This is a genomic window from Arthrobacter sp. Y3225209 (assembly GCF_059090685.1).
In genome coordinates this window covers 1-17,012 of record NZ_JBNHFW010000002.1, presented here as the reverse complement: position 1 = coordinate 17,012, position 17,012 = coordinate 1, and the positions used below count along the sequence as shown (strand labels likewise).

At 65.1% G+C, this 17,012-nt stretch carries 13 protein-coding genes and 1 riboswitch; of the genes, 11 read left to right on the top strand and 2 right to left on the bottom strand.

Going from position 1 to position 17,012, the window contains the following annotated elements:
• The first annotated feature begins 6 nt into the window (after positions 1 to 6).
• Positions 7 to 618 carry an Asp23/Gls24 family envelope stress response protein gene (locus AC5RVB_RS01520; protein ID WP_494141780.1) on the top strand — a complete coding sequence of 204 codons (612 nt, stop codon included), beginning with the start codon at positions 7 to 9 and terminating at the stop codon, positions 616 to 618.
• Here the strand turns inward: AC5RVB_RS01520 and cycA are convergent.
• Positions 615 to 2,102 carry a D-serine/D-alanine/glycine transporter gene (gene cycA / locus AC5RVB_RS01515; protein ID WP_494141779.1) on the bottom strand — a complete coding sequence of 496 codons (1,488 nt, stop codon included), beginning with the start codon at positions 2,100 to 2,102 and terminating at the stop codon, positions 615 to 617. The two genes, AC5RVB_RS01520 and cycA, sit on opposite strands and share 4 nt — an antisense overlap.
• Positions 2,103 to 2,391: 289 nt before the next feature.
• A riboswitch (glycine riboswitch) is annotated at positions 2,392 to 2,499 on the top strand.
• A gap of 148 nt (positions 2,500 to 2,647) precedes the next feature.
• On the opposite strand from cycA, the gene gcvP reads away from it, so the two are divergent.
• The 7 genes from gcvP to AC5RVB_RS01480 all read left to right on the top strand — a co-directional run bounded on the left by gcvP (position 2,648) and on the right by AC5RVB_RS01480 (position 12,302).
• A complete protein-coding gene (gcvP, locus tag AC5RVB_RS01510) occupies positions 2,648 to 5,497 on the top strand; it encodes an aminomethyl-transferring glycine dehydrogenase (RefSeq protein WP_494141778.1) in 2,850 nt (949 codons plus the stop codon).
• An 11-nt stretch (positions 5,498 to 5,508) separates the two neighbouring features.
• Positions 5,509 to 6,633, top strand: a complete 1,125-nt coding sequence (gene gcvT / locus AC5RVB_RS01505) for a glycine cleavage system aminomethyltransferase GcvT (RefSeq protein WP_494141777.1) — start codon at positions 5,509 to 5,511, stop codon at positions 6,631 to 6,633.
• Between the two features lie 317 nt (positions 6,634 to 6,950).
• A complete protein-coding gene (gene gcvH, locus AC5RVB_RS01500; RefSeq protein ID WP_227902969.1) occupies positions 6,951 to 7,328 on the top strand; it encodes a glycine cleavage system protein GcvH in 378 nt (125 codons plus the stop codon).
• Positions 7,325 to 8,632, top strand: a complete 1,308-nt coding sequence (gene glyA / locus AC5RVB_RS01495) for a serine hydroxymethyltransferase (RefSeq protein WP_494141776.1) — start codon at positions 7,325 to 7,327, stop codon at positions 8,630 to 8,632. The genes gcvH and glyA overlap by 4 nt, the downstream gene beginning before the upstream one ends.
• Before the next feature lie 8 nt (positions 8,633 to 8,640).
• Positions 8,641 to 10,056: an L-serine ammonia-lyase gene (locus tag AC5RVB_RS01490; protein WP_227902967.1), complete on the top strand. Its 1,416-nt coding sequence runs from the start codon at positions 8,641 to 8,643 to the stop codon at positions 10,054 to 10,056.
• Between the two features lie 107 nt (positions 10,057 to 10,163).
• Positions 10,164 to 11,738 carry an alanine/glycine:cation symporter family protein gene (locus AC5RVB_RS01485; protein WP_494141775.1) on the top strand — a complete coding sequence of 525 codons (1,575 nt, stop codon included), beginning with the start codon at positions 10,164 to 10,166 and terminating at the stop codon, positions 11,736 to 11,738.
• A gap of 141 nt (positions 11,739 to 11,879) precedes the next feature.
• On the top strand, positions 11,880 to 12,302 hold the full coding sequence (locus AC5RVB_RS01480; protein WP_227928272.1) for a ChaB family protein: 423 nt from the start codon (positions 11,880 to 11,882) through the stop codon (positions 12,300 to 12,302).
• Positions 12,303 to 12,307: 5 nt separating this feature from the next.
• Here the strand turns inward: AC5RVB_RS01480 and AC5RVB_RS01475 are convergent, their stop codons facing one another.
• A complete protein-coding gene (locus AC5RVB_RS01475; RefSeq protein WP_290243647.1) occupies positions 12,308 to 13,096 on the bottom strand; it encodes an SDR family oxidoreductase in 789 nt (262 codons plus the stop codon).
• Between the two features lie 216 nt (positions 13,097 to 13,312).
• Between AC5RVB_RS01475 and ctaD the strand changes: the two genes are divergently transcribed.
• The 3 genes from ctaD to AC5RVB_RS01460 all read left to right on the top strand — a co-directional run.
• Positions 13,313 to 15,067 carry an aa3-type cytochrome oxidase subunit I gene (gene ctaD / locus AC5RVB_RS01470; RefSeq protein ID WP_290243649.1) on the top strand — a complete coding sequence of 585 codons (1,755 nt, stop codon included), beginning with the start codon at positions 13,313 to 13,315 and terminating at the stop codon, positions 15,065 to 15,067.
• A 115-nt stretch (positions 15,068 to 15,182) separates the two neighbouring features.
• Positions 15,183 to 15,653: a DUF4383 domain-containing protein gene (locus AC5RVB_RS01465; RefSeq protein ID WP_290243651.1), complete on the top strand. Its 471-nt coding sequence runs from the start codon at positions 15,183 to 15,185 to the stop codon at positions 15,651 to 15,653.
• A gap of 348 nt (positions 15,654 to 16,001) precedes the next feature.
• Positions 16,002 to 17,012, top strand: a 1,011-nt coding sequence (locus tag AC5RVB_RS01460) for an L-lactate permease (protein WP_494141774.1), incomplete at its 3' end; no start/stop codon positions are given.

Sequence of the window (17,012 nt, the reverse complement as noted above, 5' to 3'; positions counted from 1 at the left end):
GCCTCAATGAAAGAACATGCCGGAGCGGCCAACCGGACGTGGCTGATCATCCTCGGGATAGTTTTCCTTGCCGCCGGAGTGCTGGCGGTGCTTATCGCCACCGGTGTGCTGGGCGGCGTGGCCAACGCATCGGAGCCGCTGCTGGCGGACGGTGCGGAATTGCTCGCCGGCGAGTCAGCGCCGTGGGTGGTACTGCTGGCCGGCGTGGTGCTGGGCATTCTTGGCCTCTGGTGGATCCTGGCCCAGATTCCGCGCAGCCGGACGGCGGGGACCTTCCGCCTGCAGGAAGACCCGGCGCGCGGCATAACGGTCTGCGATCCGGCAGTGCTTGCGGCCGCCGTCAGCAACGAGACGGAACAGCTGCCCGGAGTGGTCTCCTCCAGCGTGCGCCTGCGGGGCACGGCAGATGAACCCGATCTGGCCATGAAGGTCACGGTGAACTCCGATGCGGATGTGCAGGGGGTCATCGCCCGGATCCAGCACGAGGTGGTTCCTCATCTGGTGACGGCGCTGGAGGTGCCGCTTAACACCTTCGGCCTCGAAGTGGACGCCAGCAGCAAACCGGGCGCCCGGACTGACGGGGCAAGGGTCAGCTCCCGGGGCACCGTGGTGTACTAGCGGGCCCGCACCGCTTCGGCGCGCTCGCGGACCACCTTGTCCTGATGCGCCGCCACCCGCGCCTGGTGCACGGGAGTGCGGCGCAGGAATGCGTACACCACAGCGAGCAGGATGAACCAGAAGGGCGTTACCAACAGGGCCTGGAAGGTGTCCGGCTGGGTGGTCAGCGCCCACAGGATGAAGGCGAAGAAGGCGAATACCACGTACACCATAACGACGCCGCCCGGCAGCTTAAACTTCGACGCTTCGTGCAGCTGCGGCCGGCGCTTCCGGTACACCAGGTAGCTGGCCAGGATGATGGACCAGACGAACATAAAGCACAGCGCGGAAATTGTGGTTACGAGTGTAAACGCGGCGCTGACGGACTCGCCGGCATACAGGAGCACGACGCCGGCGAGCAGGAAGGTGCAGGAGAAGAACAGAGCATTTTGGGGCACTTTGCGCCGGGACAGCCGGCCGAAAGCCTGAGGGGCATCGCCGTCGTGCGCCAGGCCGAAAACCATGCGCGAGGTGGAATATATCCCCGAATTCGCGCTGGATGCCGCGGAAGTCAGCACCACGAAGTTCACTACGGCCGCAGCCGTGCCCAGGCCGGCCAGTGTGAACATCCCTACGAACGGACTCTCATCGGCGCTGAATTCGTCCCAGGGGACCACGGCCATCAGTACAACGAGGGCGCCTACGTAGAAGAGCAGGATGCGGATGGGGATGGAGTTCACGGCGCGGGGAAGGTTCTTCTCCGGGTCCTTGGTCTCCGCGGCGGCGGTGCCCACCAGTTCGATGCCCACAAAGGCGAAGACGGCTATCTGGAAGCCGGCCACAAAACCCATGGGACCGGTGGGGAAGAAGCCGCCGTGGTCCCAGAGGTTGTTGAAGCCTGCCGTGACGCCGTCGCCGTGGGTGAAGCCGGTCAGGACCATGGCCAGGCCCACCACAATCAGGGTGAGGATAGCGATGATCTTGATCAGTGCGAACCAGAATTCGGTCTCGCCGAAGGCCTTCACCGTGGGCAGGTTCAGCGCGAGCAGGACCAGTATGCAGGCCAGCGCGGGTATCCACAGCGGAGCGTTGCCCCACCAGAACGTCACGTAGTGGGCAATGGCCACCACGTCCGCAATGCCGGTGACCACCCAGCAGAACCAGTAGGTCCAGCCGGTGAAAAAGCCGGCCCAGGGGCCGAGCAGGTCCGCAGAGAAATCGCTGAAGGACTTGTAGCTGAGGTTCGAGAGCAGCAGTTCGCCCATGGCCCGCATAACGAAAAACAGCATGAAGCCGATGATCGCGTAAACAAAGATGACGGACGGGCCGGCAACGGAGATGGTCTTGCCCGAACCCATAAACAGGCCGGTGCCGATGGCTCCGCCGATAGCCAGCAGCTGGATGTGGCGGCTGGAGAGTGAGCGGGCAAGATGCGGCTCAGCGGAATTGTTTTTCGGCGCTGAAACAGGGCTGTCGCTCGGTGGGCGGGTAATGCGCTCAGACATCAAAATCCTTCTAATAGGCACCCGCCGGCAGCTAACCGCCGTACTCGCCTATGCCGCTCCCGGAAGGGGACAGCACCTTGCTGTTGGCGCTGCCGCCGACATTTCAGTTTGGAAGCCGCCTACTGGCCCCGTCAAATTACAGGATTGTGACGTTGCAGGTCACAGCGCTCGTGTGGGGCTGCGTACGGCCCCCGCAGCCGGGTGTGTCGAGGGGTTGAGGCCGTGCGGGCGTCGGGTTAGAGTTTGCTGTGTCACGTGCGTGTGACACCCACAAATGAACATGCCTTTATCAGCCGTGGCGGGAGAGTCCCGCCGGATGCACACGAGCATCGCGCCGGGCGCCGTAGGAGCAAACCCTCCCCGGGAATCTCTCAGGCCCCCGTACCGCCATGGCGAGGCAACTCTGGAAAGCAGCTCCGGCCACGGCCGGGACTCACCGACGGTGCAAGCGGAAGTACACCCGCGGAATCTCTCAGGTCCAATACAGAGCGGGGAGGAGCCTTCGTTAGTTGGCGTACCCCCGTCTGCCTTTCCTGGAGCCTCTCATGCCTGTAGAACCGTCCTCCTCCACCCTTGCCGCCGCGTTTGCGGACCGGCACATCGGTGCCCGCGGCGACGCCGTCGAAACCATGCTCAAGGCCGTTGGCTACGACACCCTGGACGGGCTGGCGGACATGGCTGTCCCCGCCGCCATCCGGCAGGGCTTCCCGCTTGTGCTGGATCCGGCGAAATCCGAGGAGGAAACCCTGGCCGCGCTGCGTCGTATCGCCGGGAAGAACAAAACCGCCGTGCAGATGATCGGGCAGGGCTACTACTCCACCCACACCCCGCCGGTAATCCTGCGCAATGTGGTGGAGGATCCGGCCTGGTACACCGCCTACACCCCGTACCAGCCCGAAATCTCCCAGGGTCGGCTTGAAGCGCTGCTGAACTTCCAGACCATGGTCCAGGACCTCACCGCACTGCCGATCGCCAATGCGTCCCTGCTGGATGAAGCCACCGCGGTGGCTGAGGCCGTTTTGCTGATGCGCCGGTCCAACAAGTCCAAGGGCAACGGCGCCATTGTGCTGGACTCCGAAGCCTTCCCGCAGACCATCGCCGTAGTGAAGGGCCGGGCGAAGGCGCTCGGCTTCAAGGTCATCGTCGCGGACCTGGCCAACGGACTCCCCGACGGTGAACTGGCCGGCGTCGTTCTGCAGCAGCCCGGTGCCTCCGGCGTGGTCCGCAACCAGGCCGCGCTGATTGCCGAAGCAAAGGAACGTGGCGCGCTGGTCACCGTTGCGGCTGACCTGCTGGCCCTGACCCTGATCACCCCTCCCGGCGAGCAGGGCGCGGACATTGCCGTCGGCTCCGTGCAGCGCTTCGGCGTTCCGCTGTTCTTCGGCGGCCCGCACGCCGCTTACATGGCCGTGCGCAAGGGCCTGGAACGCTCCCTGCCGGGCCGCCTGGTCGGCGTCTCCAAGGACTCCGCCGGCACCCCCGCCTACCGCCTGGCCCTGCAGACCCGCGAGCAGCACATCCGCCGGGAGAAGGCCACCTCCAATATCTGCACCGCACAGGCCCTGCTGGCCATTGTCGCCTCCATGTACGCCGTGTACCACGGCCCCGAAGGCCTGACGGCGATTGCCCGCCGGGCGCATGACTCGGCCCGTTCGCTGGCCGCCGCCCTCCAGGCCGCCGGCGTCGAACTGCTGCACGGGACCTTCTTCGACACCGTGACCGCCCGGGTTCCCGGCAAGGCCGCAGATATTGTGGCTGCGGCCGAGGCAAAGGGCATCAACCTGCGCTTCGTCGATGCCGACACCGTGGGTGTTTCCGCCGACGAGACCACAACGCCGGCCGTCATCGCGGACGTGGCGGACGCCTTTGGTGCCGCCCCGGCGGACTCGGTGGAGGGCTTCGAGCTGCCCGCGGATATGCTGCGCACCTCGGAGTTCATGACCCACCCGGTGTTCTCCTCCTACCGCTCCGAGACCCAGATGCTGCGCTACCTGCGCCGCCTCTCGGACCGTGACCTGGCCCTGGACCGCACCATGATCCCGCTGGGCTCCTGCACCATGAAGCTCAACGCCACCGCCGAAATGCAGGCCATGACCTGGCCCGAGTTCGCCTCCATCCACCCGTTCGCCCCGGATTCCCAGACCGAGGGCTGGCGCGAACTGATTGCGGACCTGGAAGAGAAGCTGGCCGTCATCACCGGCTACGACACCGTTTCCATCCAGCCCAACGCCGGCTCGCAGGGCGAACTGGCCGGCCTGCTGGCCATCCGCGGCTACCACCACTCCCGCGGCGACGAGCAGCGCACCGTCTGCCTCATCCCCGCCTCGGCGCACGGCACCAACGCCGCCTCGGCCGTACTGGCCGGCATGAAGGTGGTAGTTGTTGCCACTGCCGAGGACGGTGCCATTGACCACGCGGACCTGCGTGCCAAGATCGACGCGCACCGGGAGAACCTGGCCGCCATCATGATCACCTACCCCTCCACGCACGGCGTGTTCGACGACGACGTCCGCGACGTCTGCGAAGCCGTGCACGAGGCCGGCGGGCAGGTCTACATAGACGGCGCCAACCTCAACGCCCTGGTGGGCCTGGCCCAGCCGGGCGACTTCGGCGGCGACGTCTCCCACCTGAACCTGCACAAGACCTTCTGCATCCCGCACGGTGGCGGCGGTCCCGGCGTCGGACCCGTGGCCGCGAAGGCACATCTGGCACCGTTTATGCCCGGCGACGCCGCCACCTGGACCGAGGGCGAGGACATCCCCGTCTCGGCGTCGCGTTTCGGCTCCGCCGGCGTGCTGCCCATCTCCTGGGCCTACGTGAACCTGATGGGCGGCGAGGGCCTGACCAGCGCCACCAAGCACGCCCTGCTCGCGGCGAACTACGTGGCTGCACGCCTGAACGAGTACTTCCCGGTGCTTTACACCGGCAAGGGCGGACTCGTGGCGCACGAGTGCATCCTGGACCTGCGTGAACTCACTGCGAAGACCGGTGTTACCGCCGAGGACGTGGCCAAGCGGCTGGTGGACTACGGTTTCCACGCCCCCACGCTGTCCTTCCCGGTGGCCGGCACCCTGATGGTGGAGCCCACCGAGTCTGAGGATCTGGGCGAGATTGACCGGTTCATTGACGCGATGATCGCCATCCGCGCCGAAATCGATCAGGTGGCGGCCGGGGACTTCAGCCTGGAGGGCAGCCCGCTGCGCAATGCCCCGCACACCGCCGTTGTGGTGGCCGGGAACGAATGGGACCGTGCCTACCCCCGCGAGCAGGCAGCCTTCCCGCTGCGCAGCCTGCGGATGGATAAGTACTTCCCGCCGGTGGGACGGATTGACGGCGCTGCCGGCGACCGGAACCTGATCTGCTCCTGCCCGCCCATCGAAGAGTTCGAGAACTAGGGGTTATTCCAGTGACTGAGAAATACACCGCGCTCTATGAGGCGCACAAACAGCTGGGCGCCTCCTTCACCGACTTCGGTGGCTGGCAGATGCCGCTCAAGTACAGCTCCGAGCTGGCCGAACATAAGGCCGTGCGCAGCGCCGCAGGCCTGTTCGACCTCTCCCACATGGGTGAAGTGGAGGTCTCCGGCCCCGACGCCGGGGCGTTCCTGGACTACGCACTGGTGGGCAGGCTCTCCGCCGTGAAGCCGGGCCGTGCCAAGTACTCGCTGATCACCACCACTGACGGCGGGATCATTGATGACCTGATCAGCTACCGGCTGGCAGAGGACTCGTTCCTCGTGGTCCCCAACGCCGGAAATGCGGACACGGTGGCCGCTGAACTGGCCGCCCGCGCCGAGGGCTTCGACGTCACGGTGACCAACGTGTCCACCGAAACCTCACTGGTGGCAGTGCAGGGCCCGGCAGCCGAGGCCATCCTGCTGGAACTCGTGCCCGAAACGCAGCACGAAGCCGTCACCGGCATGAAGTACTACGCCGCGGACACGGTGGATGTCACTGCGGGGGAGCGGACGCTGAACCTGCTCGTGGCCCGCACCGGCTACACCGGCGAGGACGGCTTTGAGATTTACGTGCCCAACGACGACGCCGCGGCCCTCTGGGACGCGCTGCTCGCCGCCGGCGCGGACTCTGGCCTGATCCCGGCCGGCCTGGCCTGCCGCGACTCCCTGCGGCTGGAAGCCGGCATGCCGCTTTACGGGAACGAGCTCACCCTGGACGCCGACCCCTACGCCGCGGGCCTCGGCCCGGTGGTGGCCCTGTCCAAGGAAGGCGACTTTGTGGGCCGCACCGCTCTCGAAGCCCGCAAGGAAACCGGCCCGGCCAGGAAGCTCGTGGGCCTGAAGGGCTCCGGCCGCCGGTCGGCCCGCAGCTCCTACCCGGTCCTGAAGGACGGGGAGACGATCGGCGAAGTCACCTCCGGCGTTCCCAGCCCCACCCTCGGCTTCCCGATTGCCCTGGCCTACGTTGATGCCGCCTACACCGAACCCGGCACCCTCCTGGACGTGGACCTCCGCGGCAAGCCCGAGCAGTTCGAGGTTGTTGGCCTTCCGTTCTATAAGCGCGAGAAGCGGTAAACCAAAAAAATAAAAGATTCTCGTGACGCCGGCGCCGGAGGGCCGGCTGTCGGTCACCTTCTTGCGAGCCTCTCGTGTGGGTACGTGGGTGTGAGCATAGTAAGGCGGGACGAACGCGTCGGACGCGGGGCATTCTGTGTAGCCCGCATCGCCGAGCGAGGAACGACGAGGAAGTGAAAGATCCAGGGTTCCCTCTCCGAGCTTGCGAGGAGGAGGGCAGGATCTGGAACGCTAAGGGGCGGCGAATGCCGCCCCGCGGGCCCTCGGAACCTAAACTTTGAAGCAAACCACGATCAAGCTTTCCGAGAGGCAAACAGATGAGCAAAGTAAACGCAGGACTCCGCTACTCCGCCGAACACGAGTGGGTCGACTCCTCCAGTCCCGTCCGCGTCGGCATTTCCGCCGTCGCTGCCGACGCCCTGGGCGATGTGGTCTACGTTGACCTGCCCGCCGTTGGCGACACGGTCACCGCCGGCGAGACCTGCGGCGAGGTCGAGTCCACGAAGTCCGTTTCGGACCTCTACGCTCCGGTATCCGGCGAAATCGTGGAAATCAACCAGGAAGCCATCGACAACCCGGCCCTGCTGAACGAGGACCCGTACGGCGCCGGCTGGCTGTTCACGGTGAATGCCACCGCCGAGGGTGAGCTGCTTAGCGCTGAGGAGTACGCCGAGAAGAACGGCGGCGAGCTGTGAGCGATTTCCTCAATTCCCCGCTGGCCGAGGTTGATCCCGAGGTAGCCGAGCAGATCGACAACGAGAGGCGCCGCCAGCAGCAGGGCCTGGAGATGATCGCCTCGGAGAACCACACCGCCGTGGCCATCATGCAGGGGCAGGGTTCGGTGCTGACCAACAAGTACGCCGAGGGTTACCCGGGCCGCCGCTACTACGGCGGCTGCGAATACGTGGACGTCATTGAGCAGCTGGCCATCGACCGTGCCAAGGAACTCTTCGGCGCGAACTTCGCCAACGTACAGCCGCACTCCGGTGCGCAGGCCAACGCCTCGGTGATGCATGCGCTGATCCGGCCGGGCGACACCGTGCTGGGGCTTTCCCTGGCCGACGGCGGCCACCTGACCCACGGCATGAAGATCAACTTCTCCGGCCGGCTCTACAACATCGTTCCCTACGGCGTGGACGAAACGACCCACACCGTGAACATGGACGACGTCGCCCGCCTGGCCCGTGAACATCGGCCGAAGCTGATCGTCGCCGGCTGGTCCGCGTACGCCCGGCAGCTGGACTTTGAGGCGTTCCGCCGCGTCGCCGACGAGGTGGGCGCCTACCTGATGGTGGACATGGCCCACTTCGCCGGCCTGGTGGCCGCCGGACTGCATCCCAGCCCGGTTCCGCACGCCCATGTGGTCACCACCACCACGCACAAGACCCTCGCGGGTCCGCGCGGCGGCATCATCCTCTCCAATGACGCGGAGATTGCCAAGAAGATCAATTCCGCAGTGTTCCCGGGCCAGCAGGGCGGGCCGCTGGAACACGTTATTGCCGGCAAGGCGACCGCCTTCAAGATCGCCGCGACGCCGGAATTCCGTGAGCGCCAGGAACGTACGCTCGCCGGTGCGCGGATCCTCGCCGAGCGCCTGCTGGCCGACGACGTCGCTGCTGCCGGGATCTCGGTGGTCTCCGGCGGCACGGACGTGCACCTGGTGCTCGTGGACCTGCGCAATGCCTCCCTCAACGGGCAGGAAGCCGAAGACCGGCTGGCGCAGATCGACATCACCGTGAACCGGAACGCGGTGCCCTTCGACCCGCGTCCGCCGATGGTGACGTCGGGCCTGCGGATCGGTACCCCCGCCCTGGCTACCCGCGGCTTCGACGAGGACGCGTTCCGCGAGGTTGCGGACATCATTGCGCAGGCGCTGATTGCGGCTGGCGACGCCGATCTGGCGCCGCTGCGCAACCGCGTCACCGTCCTGGCTGAATCCCACCCGCTGTACACCGATGTCGCGGATCTCTCCGCGGCCCCGGCGGCAGCACACCGTTAGGACACCCGATGGCTGTCGGCGTTTTTGATCTGTTTACCGTGGGCATCGGCCCGTCGAGCTCGCATACCGTGGGTCCGATGCGTGCCGCTGCCGTGTTCGCGGCCGAACTGGTGGACGCCGGCATCCTGGATTCCGTGGCCGGCCTCCGCGTGGACCTGTACGGGTCCCTCGCGGCGACCGGCCGCGGCCACGGCACCATGACGGCCGTGCTGCTGGGACTGGAAGGCTTCGCCCCCGAACTGATCCTGCCGGAACAAGTGGAGGAGCGGCTCGCCGACATCGAGGCCACCCGGAAACTGCAGCTCTGCAGCGAGGTGCCCGGCGCCGTCGCCCGCCCACTGGAATACGGCGAGGCGGATATTGTCCTGCACCCCCTGACGGTGCTGCCCCGGCACACCAACGGCATGAAGTTCGCGGCCCTGGCCGGAGACGGATCAGTGCTGCACGCCGAAACATTCTTCTCCGTGGGCGGCGGGTTCATTGTCCGCGAGGGCGAGGAACGGGCAGCGGCCCTGGAGCTGGAAGCCAGCAAATCCGAGCTGCCGTATCCGTTCCGTACCGCTGCCGGGCTGCTGCGGCACTGTACCGAAAACGGCCTGAGCATCAGCGAAGTCATGCTGGCCAATGAGAAGGCCGCCCGGAGCGAAGAGGATATCCGTGCCGGCCTGCTGCACATCCGCGACGTCATGGAGGAGTGCAAAAACTCCGCGATCCGCCGCACGGGCCTGCTCCCCGGCGGGCTGAAGGTCCGCCGTCGTGCCCCCGCCTGGCACACCCGGCTGCGCGCTGAAGACCCCAACCGTGATCCGAAGTTCTGGCAGGAATGGGTGAACCTGGTGGCGCTGGCCGTGAACGAGGAAAACGCCTCCGGCGGCCGGGTAGTCACCGCACCCACCAACGGTGCCGCAGGCATCATTCCCGCGGTAATGTTCTACGCCACCCACTACGGTCCCGGCATGGACAGCGCCACGCCCGAACAGCGCGACGACGTGGTGGTCCGGTTCCTGCTCGCAGCGGGTGCCGTGGGCGTGCTGTACAAGGAGCAGGCCTCCATCTCCGGTGCTGAGGTGGGGTGCCAGGGCGAAGTGGGTTCGGCGTCGTCCATGGCGGCCGCCGGTCTGGCCGAGATCCTCGGCGGCAGTCCGGAGCAGGTGGAAAATGCCGCCGAAATCGCCATGGAACACAACCTGGGCCTGACCTGTGACCCGATTGGCGGACTCGTCCAGGTGCCCTGCATCGAACGCAACGCCATCGGAGCGGCCAAGGCCGTGAATGCGGCAAAGATGGCGCTCTGGGGCGACGGCGACCACCGTGTCTCGCTGGACGAAGTCATTGTGACCATGCGCGAAACCGGCCGCGACATGAGTTCGAAGTACAAGGAAACCGCCCTCGGCGGCCTCGCCGTCAACGTGGTGGAGTGCTGACCGCTGCGCGCTGCGTCCGGCTGATGTGATTTGTGTTACAGCTGAGGTTTAAGCAAGGCTATGGTGTCCCTTCGACAGCATGCTTACTGAAAACCGAGGTTCGATTGATGAGTGCAGCACGGGCAGTTCCGATGGCTCCGGCGTCGGAGGAAGTCGGATGGCTCGGGTCTGTGGATGCCGCGGTCAATTCCTTCTTCGAACCCATAACGGCCGTTTTCTCCGCGATCGTGTTTTTTCCGGTCAGCATCGGTGACTTCAGCTTTCCCGTGGTGGTCGCCTGGCTGATCGTGGCAGGCGTAGTCTTCAGCATCTATTTCGGCTTCATTCAGTTCCGCGGCCTAAAAGTGGCGGTGGAAGTGGTGCGCGGGAAGTTCTCCTCGAAAGAGGACCCCGGGGAAGTGCCGCATTTCCAGGCACTGACATCGGCGCTGTCCGGCACCGTGGGTTTGGGCAACATTGCCGGTGTTGGCGCGGCCATGGCCCTGGGCGGGCCGGGGGCAACCCTCTGGATGATCCTGGCCGGCCTGCTGGGCATGGCATCGAAGTTTGCCGAATGCACCCTGGGCGTGAAATACCGCGAGGTGCATGCCGACGGCTCCATCAGCGGCGGGCCGTTCAAGTACCTGCCGGTGGCGTTCGCCCGCTTCGGCAGCTGGCCGGCAAAGATCCTCACCGGCGTGTTTGCCGTGGCCATCCTGATCTTTGGCGTCGCCGGCGGCAACATGTTCCAGGCCAACCAGACATTCGCCCAGATTCAGAACGTCACCGGAGGCGATGACGGACTCCTGGGCAGCGCGGGCGGAGCCTTGATCTTCGGCCTGATCCTGGCCGCCCTGGTGGCGGTGGTGATCCTTGGCGGCATCAAGTCCATCGGTGCCACAACCTCCAAGCTGGTACCCGCCATGGGCGCGGTCTACATTCTGGCGTGCCTGTTCGTCATCATCGTGAACATCGAGAATGTGCCCGCGGCGTTTGGCGCCATCTTCGAGGGCGCTTTCCGCCCCGAAGGTTTTGCCGGCGGCATCATCGGCGTCATGATTGTCGGCTTCCAGCGCGCCTCCTTCTCCAACGAGGCGGGCGTGGGATCCGCAGCCATCGCGCACTCGGCGGTCAAGACCCGCCGGCCGGTCAGCGAGGGCTTCGTGGCCATGTTCGAGCCGCTGGTGGATACGGTCCTTATCTGCACCATGACCGCCCTGACCATCATCATGGCCTCTACTCCCAGCCTGCAGGCCGGAATTGACCAGGTGCAGGGCGGTGGTGATGCCCCCGACGGCGTTATCCTCACCTCGGATGCCTTCGCCACAGTGTTGCCGTGGTTCCCGGTGATCCTCTCCATTGCCGTGGCCCTGTTCGCTTATTCCACCCTGATCACCTGGTCCTACTACGGACTCAAATCCTGGGAGTACCTTTTTGGCCGCGGGCGTCGCCGGGAAGCCACCTATAAGGTCATTTTCCTGACGTTCACCGTGGCCGGCTGCGTGCTGTCCTTCAGCCAGGTCATCAGCTTTGCGGATGCGGCACTGTTTGTCTGCGCCTTTGTGAACCTGCTGGGTGTTTACCTCCTCCTGCCGGTGATCAAGCGGGAAATGAAGCAGTACCTGGCGGACCGCCGGAGCGGCAAGCTGGAGGTGCTCGGCATCGATGAAGAGGACATCAAAGAGGCCCAGGCCAACGCCTGAAATGTTCGGGGCGAGCCGCGTGCAGAGGCTTGAGGCGTCCGATTCTCCGGTGGTAAAACCGGAAGAACCCCTGGCAGCGACGGACCGGAAGGAACGGCATGACACACGGAAACAGCCACCCGAAGGACAAGGAGGCCCGAAATGCCTAAGACCGGCAAGAGTGGTTCACCGATCAAGGACGAACTGCCCTCGACTCTGCAGCGCTCGGACAAAAAGGCGCAGGACACGTTCGCAAAGACGTATGACTCCGCCATGGAGGAGTACGACGACGCCGAGCGGGCCGCGCGTACTGCCTACGCCTCGCTGAAGCACACCCATGAAAAGGTGGGCGACCACTGGGAGGAAAAGGAAGGGAAAGGCCCTTCCGATGCCAGGGCGGCTGAAGGACGGGGATCCTCCAAGGACACTGCAGGCGGTGTGGATGCCAACGCCTCCAAGGAACACCTTTACGAGCTGGCCTCCAAGCTGGAAATCTCCGGCCGTTCCAAGATGACCAAGGACGAACTGGTGGACGCCCTGCAAAAGGCCAACGCGAGCGAAACACGGAAAGCCCGCAAAGACTGATTCGCTTAGCCGCGGCCGCCGAACGGCATCCCCGATGCCGTAACCACCAGGGAACGGACGTTCGCGGAGGCGGGTGCCGACGCCATAAAGAGCACCGCCGCGGCCGCTTCCTCCACCGGGAATGACGGCTCCACCGATGTGGTGCCGTTGGCCTGAAGTGCGCCCTGGCCGCTGCTGATCCCACTGAGCAGTTCGGTGGCGGCGTTGCCGATGTCGATCTGCCCGCAGGTGATGCCGTAGGGCCTGCCGTCCAGATCGATGGACTTCGTTAGTCCGGTCACAGCGTGCTTCGTGGCGGTGTACGCCGCGGAGAGCGGCCGGGGAGTGTGGGCGGAGATGGAACCGTTATTGATGATCCGTCCGCCACGGGGTGTCTGTGCCTTCATGTGCCGTACCGCCACGGCGGCGCACAGCATGGTGCCCGTGACATTGACCGCCAGGGTCCGGTTCCAATCCTCAATGCTCAGTTCGTCAATGCTGCCGGTGGGCCCGAAGACCCCGGCATTGTTGAACAGCACGTCCACCCGCCCGAAGGTTCCGGCGGCGGCAGCGAACAGTCGTTCGACGTCGTCGGGCACGGTGACGTCGGTGGGCACCACCAGCGCTTCCGGGTGGCCGGCAGCAGTTTCCTGCAGCTCGGCCTCGCGCCGGCCCGCAAGCACCACCCGGTAGCCTGCCGCCAGGAACGCCTGCGCGGTTGCCCGCCCAATACCGGATCCGGCGCCGGTGACCACGGCGGTGCGGGGCGTGGCGCCAGCGGCACCTGGTGGGATGTTGTGCGTGTCCTTGTCCATGACTTGATTCTGCCCTGCCGTCCGCAGGCGGTGCACCACCGGGACCTTCCGCCTGTTCCCTGCCCGCGGTGAAAACCCGTGAAGCCATTGGCTGCGCGGAGCCGTCCCGAAGGGTCGGGGGTCTGGCGGGCAGCCCGCGGCCGCCCTACGATACGAAGCACACGGTCTGAAACGTTTCTGGCAGGGCAGTACCCAACGGCTGATGGGGATAGATCCATGTCGACAGTGAAATACACCGCGGAACCGGACGGCACCTACGTTGCGCCCCGGGTTGTTCCGGTTTCCAAAGGGCGCATCGTCGTCAACTGGATCACCTCCACAGACCACAAAACCATCGGGTACATGTACCTGATCGCCTCTTTCACTTTTTTCTGCCTCGCGGGCGTGATGGCACTGATCATCCGCATGGAACTCTTTGAACCGGGCATGCAGATCCTGCAGACCAAGGAACAGTACAACCAGCTCTTCACCATGCACGGCACAGCCATGCTGCTGATGTTCGCCACCCCGCTGTTCGCCGGGTTTGCGAACGCCATCATGCCGCTGCAGATCGGCGCCCCCGATGTGGCGTTCCCCCGGCTGAACGCCCTGGCCTTCTGGTTCTTCCTCTTTGGCAGCACCATTGCCCTGGCCGGGTTCATCCTGCCCCAGGGGGCGGCGTCCTTCGGCTGGACGGCCTATACCCCGCTCTCCAACACGGCCTTCAGCCCCGGCCTCGGCGGGGATCTGTGGGTCTTTGGGCTGGCGTTGTCCGGCTTCGGCACTATCCTGGGTGCGGTCAACTTCGTCACCACCATCATCTGCCTGCGAGCCCCGGGCATGACCATGTGGCGGATGCCGATCTTCACCTGGAACACCCTGGTCACCGCCATCCTGATCCTGATGGCGTTCCCGCCGCTGGCCGCAGCCCTGTTCGCCCTCGGTGCCGACCGCCGGTTCGGCGCCGACATCTACAATCCGGAACGCGGCGGCTCGATCCTGTGGCAGCACCTGTTCTGGTTCTTCGGCCACCCCGAGGTGTACATCATCGCGCTGCCGTTCTTCGGCATCATCTCCGAGATCCTGCCCGTCTTCAGCCGCAAATCGATCTTCGGCTACAAGGGGCTGGTGTTTGCCACCATCGCCATCGCTGCCCTGTCCATGACCGTATGGGCACACCACATGTACGTCACCGGATCCGTGCTGCTGCCGTTCTTCGCCTTTATGACCATGCTGATTGCGGTGCCCACCGGCGTGAAGTTCTTCAACTGGATCGGCACCATGTGGCGGGGGTCCATTACATTTGAGACGCCCATGCTCTGGAGCATCGGCTTCCTGATTACCTTCCTGTTCGGCGGCCTGACCGGCATCATCCTCTCGGCACCGCCGCTGGACTTCCACGTCTCGGACACCTACTTCGTGGTGGCACACTTCCACTACGTCATCTTCGGAACCGTGGTCTTCGCAATGTTCGCCGGCTTCTACTTCTGGTGGCCCAAGTGGACCGGGAAGATGCTCAATGAACGCCTGGGCAAAATCCACTTCTGGCTATTGTTCATCGGCTTCCACACCACTTTCCTGATCCAGCACTGGCTCGGTGTGCTGGGCATGCCGCGCCGCTACGCGGACTATCTGGTGGAGGACAACTTCACCGGCATGAACCAGCTGTCCACCATCGGTTCCGGCATTCTTGCCCTGTCCATGATTCCGTTCTTCTGGAACGTGTACATCACCTGGCGCCACGGCAAAAAAGTGGAAGTGGATGACCCGTGGGGCTTCGGGGGATCCCTTGAATGGGCCACGTCCTGCCCGCCGCCGCGCCACAATTTCACCTCGCTGCCCCGTATCCGCTCGGAGCGTCCGGCACTGGACCTGCACCATCCGGAGCTGATGCCGCGGGCCAACGAAGGTACTAATTCACCCGCGGAAAAGCTGTTTGGGGCGGCGGATATGGGTGGCGATGAACCGCGCAATCCGGATCCCCGGCAGTAGCGCAGACGGATCCCATAACATTTCCATTGCGCAGTTTGCCGAGTAGACAGTAAGTATGCTTACCATATCTCCGAACCATCCCGCAGTTTCCCCGCGGGCCGAACGAGAGATAGGTATGAGCAATGTCCAACCTGGCACTACCACCACAACCTCCCGGCGAACCAATGTTCAGAAGGCAGCCCTCGCCTTCGGCGTAGTATTCCTGCTGGTCGGCGTGATGGGCTTTATCCCCGGCATCACCAGCGACTATGACCAGCTGTCCTTTGCCGGCCACCACTCCGGCGCGCTCCTGCTGGGCATCTTCCAGGTCTCGGTGCTGCACAACATTGTGCACCTGCTGTTCGGCATTGCCGGCCTCGCCTTTGCCCGCAGTGTTGGCGCCGCGCGGAACTACTTGATCTGGGGCGGTGCGGTCTACGCTCTGCTGCTTCTTTACGGGCTCTTCATCGGCCACGACTCCGCGGCCAACTTCGTGCCGCTGAACACCGCCGATAACTGGCTGCACGCCTTCCTTGCGGTTGCCATGATTGGTTCGGGCCTGGCCCTGACCCGTGACCGCCGGGACGCACCGGCCGCCCGAGCCTAGCCCGTCACATCCGGCCAACCACTCCCGCCCGTGCGGCCGGACAGGTTCGGCCGGCCGGGCAGTACGCCTGGCACACTTCCGACGGCAGCCGCCCGGACTTCCGCCTTTGAGGCGGGAATCCGGGCGGCTGCCTCGTTAAATGCGGTATCGGGGCCGCACCCTGAATCGGAGGGACGTTTCTTTTGCCCGGAGTGGCTATTGATCCAAGGGTCATGAACCGTTGACCCTGCCGGTGACCCGGGCCTAGTGTCGGACCCATCCTCACTGTGACAGTTCGCCCCGGAAGAGCGGCGCGGAGGAAAGCGGTAGGAAACCTAGAGATGTGGGAACAAAAACAAGGGAGTTTTTGTGAAGACGCATGTAGCCGCCGCATTCCAGCAACCGCTCGATCCCGTAGCCGGGTCCCTGGCCATTTCGGCCATCCTGGCCGCCCTTCCGCTGCTGATCCTTTTCGTCCTGCTGGGCGTGTTCCGGATGAAGGCGTACCAAGCGGCCCTGATCAGCCTGGCACTGTCCATCATCCTGGCGGTTGTCGGCTGGCAAATGCCGGTGGGCCAGGTCCTGTCGGCAACCGGCCTGGGCGCCTTCTACGCGATCTTCCCGATCCTCTGGATCCTCATCAACGCCCTGTGGATTTACAAACTCACTGTCGCCACCCCGTGGTTCGAAATCCTTGGCCGCACCATCCGGTCCATCTCGGATGACCTGCGCATCCTCTCCATCCTGATTGCCTTCTGTTTCGGCGCCCTGCTCGAATCCCTCGCCGGGTTCGGCGCACCGGTGGCCATTGCGGCCGCCATGCTGATGGCTGCCGGCATGAAGCCGCTGAAATCCGCTGTTGTTGCTCTGCTCGCAAACACCGCACCGGTGGCCTTCGGGGCCATGGCGGCACCCATCATCGCCCTGAACGGTGTCACGGGCATCCCGCTGCAGGAGCTTTCGTCCATGACCGGCCGGCAGACGCCCTTCATCGCCCTGGTGGTTCCGCTGATCCTGGTGTTCCTGGTGGACGGGAAGCGCGGGCTGCGGCAGACCTGGCCGGTGGCACTGGTGGCCGGAGCGGCCTTCGGGCTGGCCCAGTTCGTGGCCTCAAACTTCTTCATCGTGGAGCTGACCGACGTTGTTGCAGCCGTTGTGACGGTGATTGCGGTCCTGCTGATGCTCCGGGTCTGGCAGCCGGCAGAGATTATTGGCATGACCGGGGAAACCCGGGAAGCGGAAAAGGCCGAAGCAGCCGTTTCCGAGGCCGGGGCCGGAACGGATACCCTGACCGGATCGACGCGGGGCGCCGGGGCCGGGGCAGGGGCCGCAGGGGCCGGAGGAGCAAGCGGAGGAGCCACCGCCGTCGGTGCCGACAGC

Excerpts from the sequence above, each read along its gene's own strand:
- AC5RVB_RS01520 (WP_494141780.1), top strand. The coding sequence starts at position 7 with ATGAAAGAACATGCCGGAGCGGCCAACCGGACGTGGCTGATCATCCTC.
- cycA (WP_494141779.1), bottom strand. The coding sequence starts at position 2,102 with ATGTCTGAGCGCATTACCCGCCCACCGAGCGACAGCCCTGTTTCAGCG.
- gcvP (WP_494141778.1), top strand. The coding sequence starts at position 2,648 with ATGCCTGTAGAACCGTCCTCCTCCACCCTTGCCGCCGCGTTTGCGGAC.
- gcvH (WP_227902969.1), top strand. The coding sequence starts at position 6,951 with ATGAGCAAAGTAAACGCAGGACTCCGCTACTCCGCCGAACACGAGTGG.
- AC5RVB_RS01490 (WP_227902967.1), top strand. The coding sequence starts at position 8,641 with ATGGCTGTCGGCGTTTTTGATCTGTTTACCGTGGGCATCGGCCCGTCG.
- AC5RVB_RS01485 (WP_494141775.1), top strand. The coding sequence starts at position 10,164 with ATGAGTGCAGCACGGGCAGTTCCGATGGCTCCGGCGTCGGAGGAAGTC.
- AC5RVB_RS01480 (WP_227928272.1), top strand. The coding sequence starts at position 11,880 with ATGCCTAAGACCGGCAAGAGTGGTTCACCGATCAAGGACGAACTGCCC.
- AC5RVB_RS01475 (WP_290243647.1), bottom strand. The coding sequence starts at position 13,096 with ATGGACAAGGACACGCACAACATCCCACCAGGTGCCGCTGGCGCCACG.
- ctaD (WP_290243649.1), top strand. The coding sequence starts at position 13,313 with ATGTCGACAGTGAAATACACCGCGGAACCGGACGGCACCTACGTTGCG.
- AC5RVB_RS01465 (WP_290243651.1), top strand. The coding sequence starts at position 15,183 with ATGAGCAATGTCCAACCTGGCACTACCACCACAACCTCCCGGCGAACC.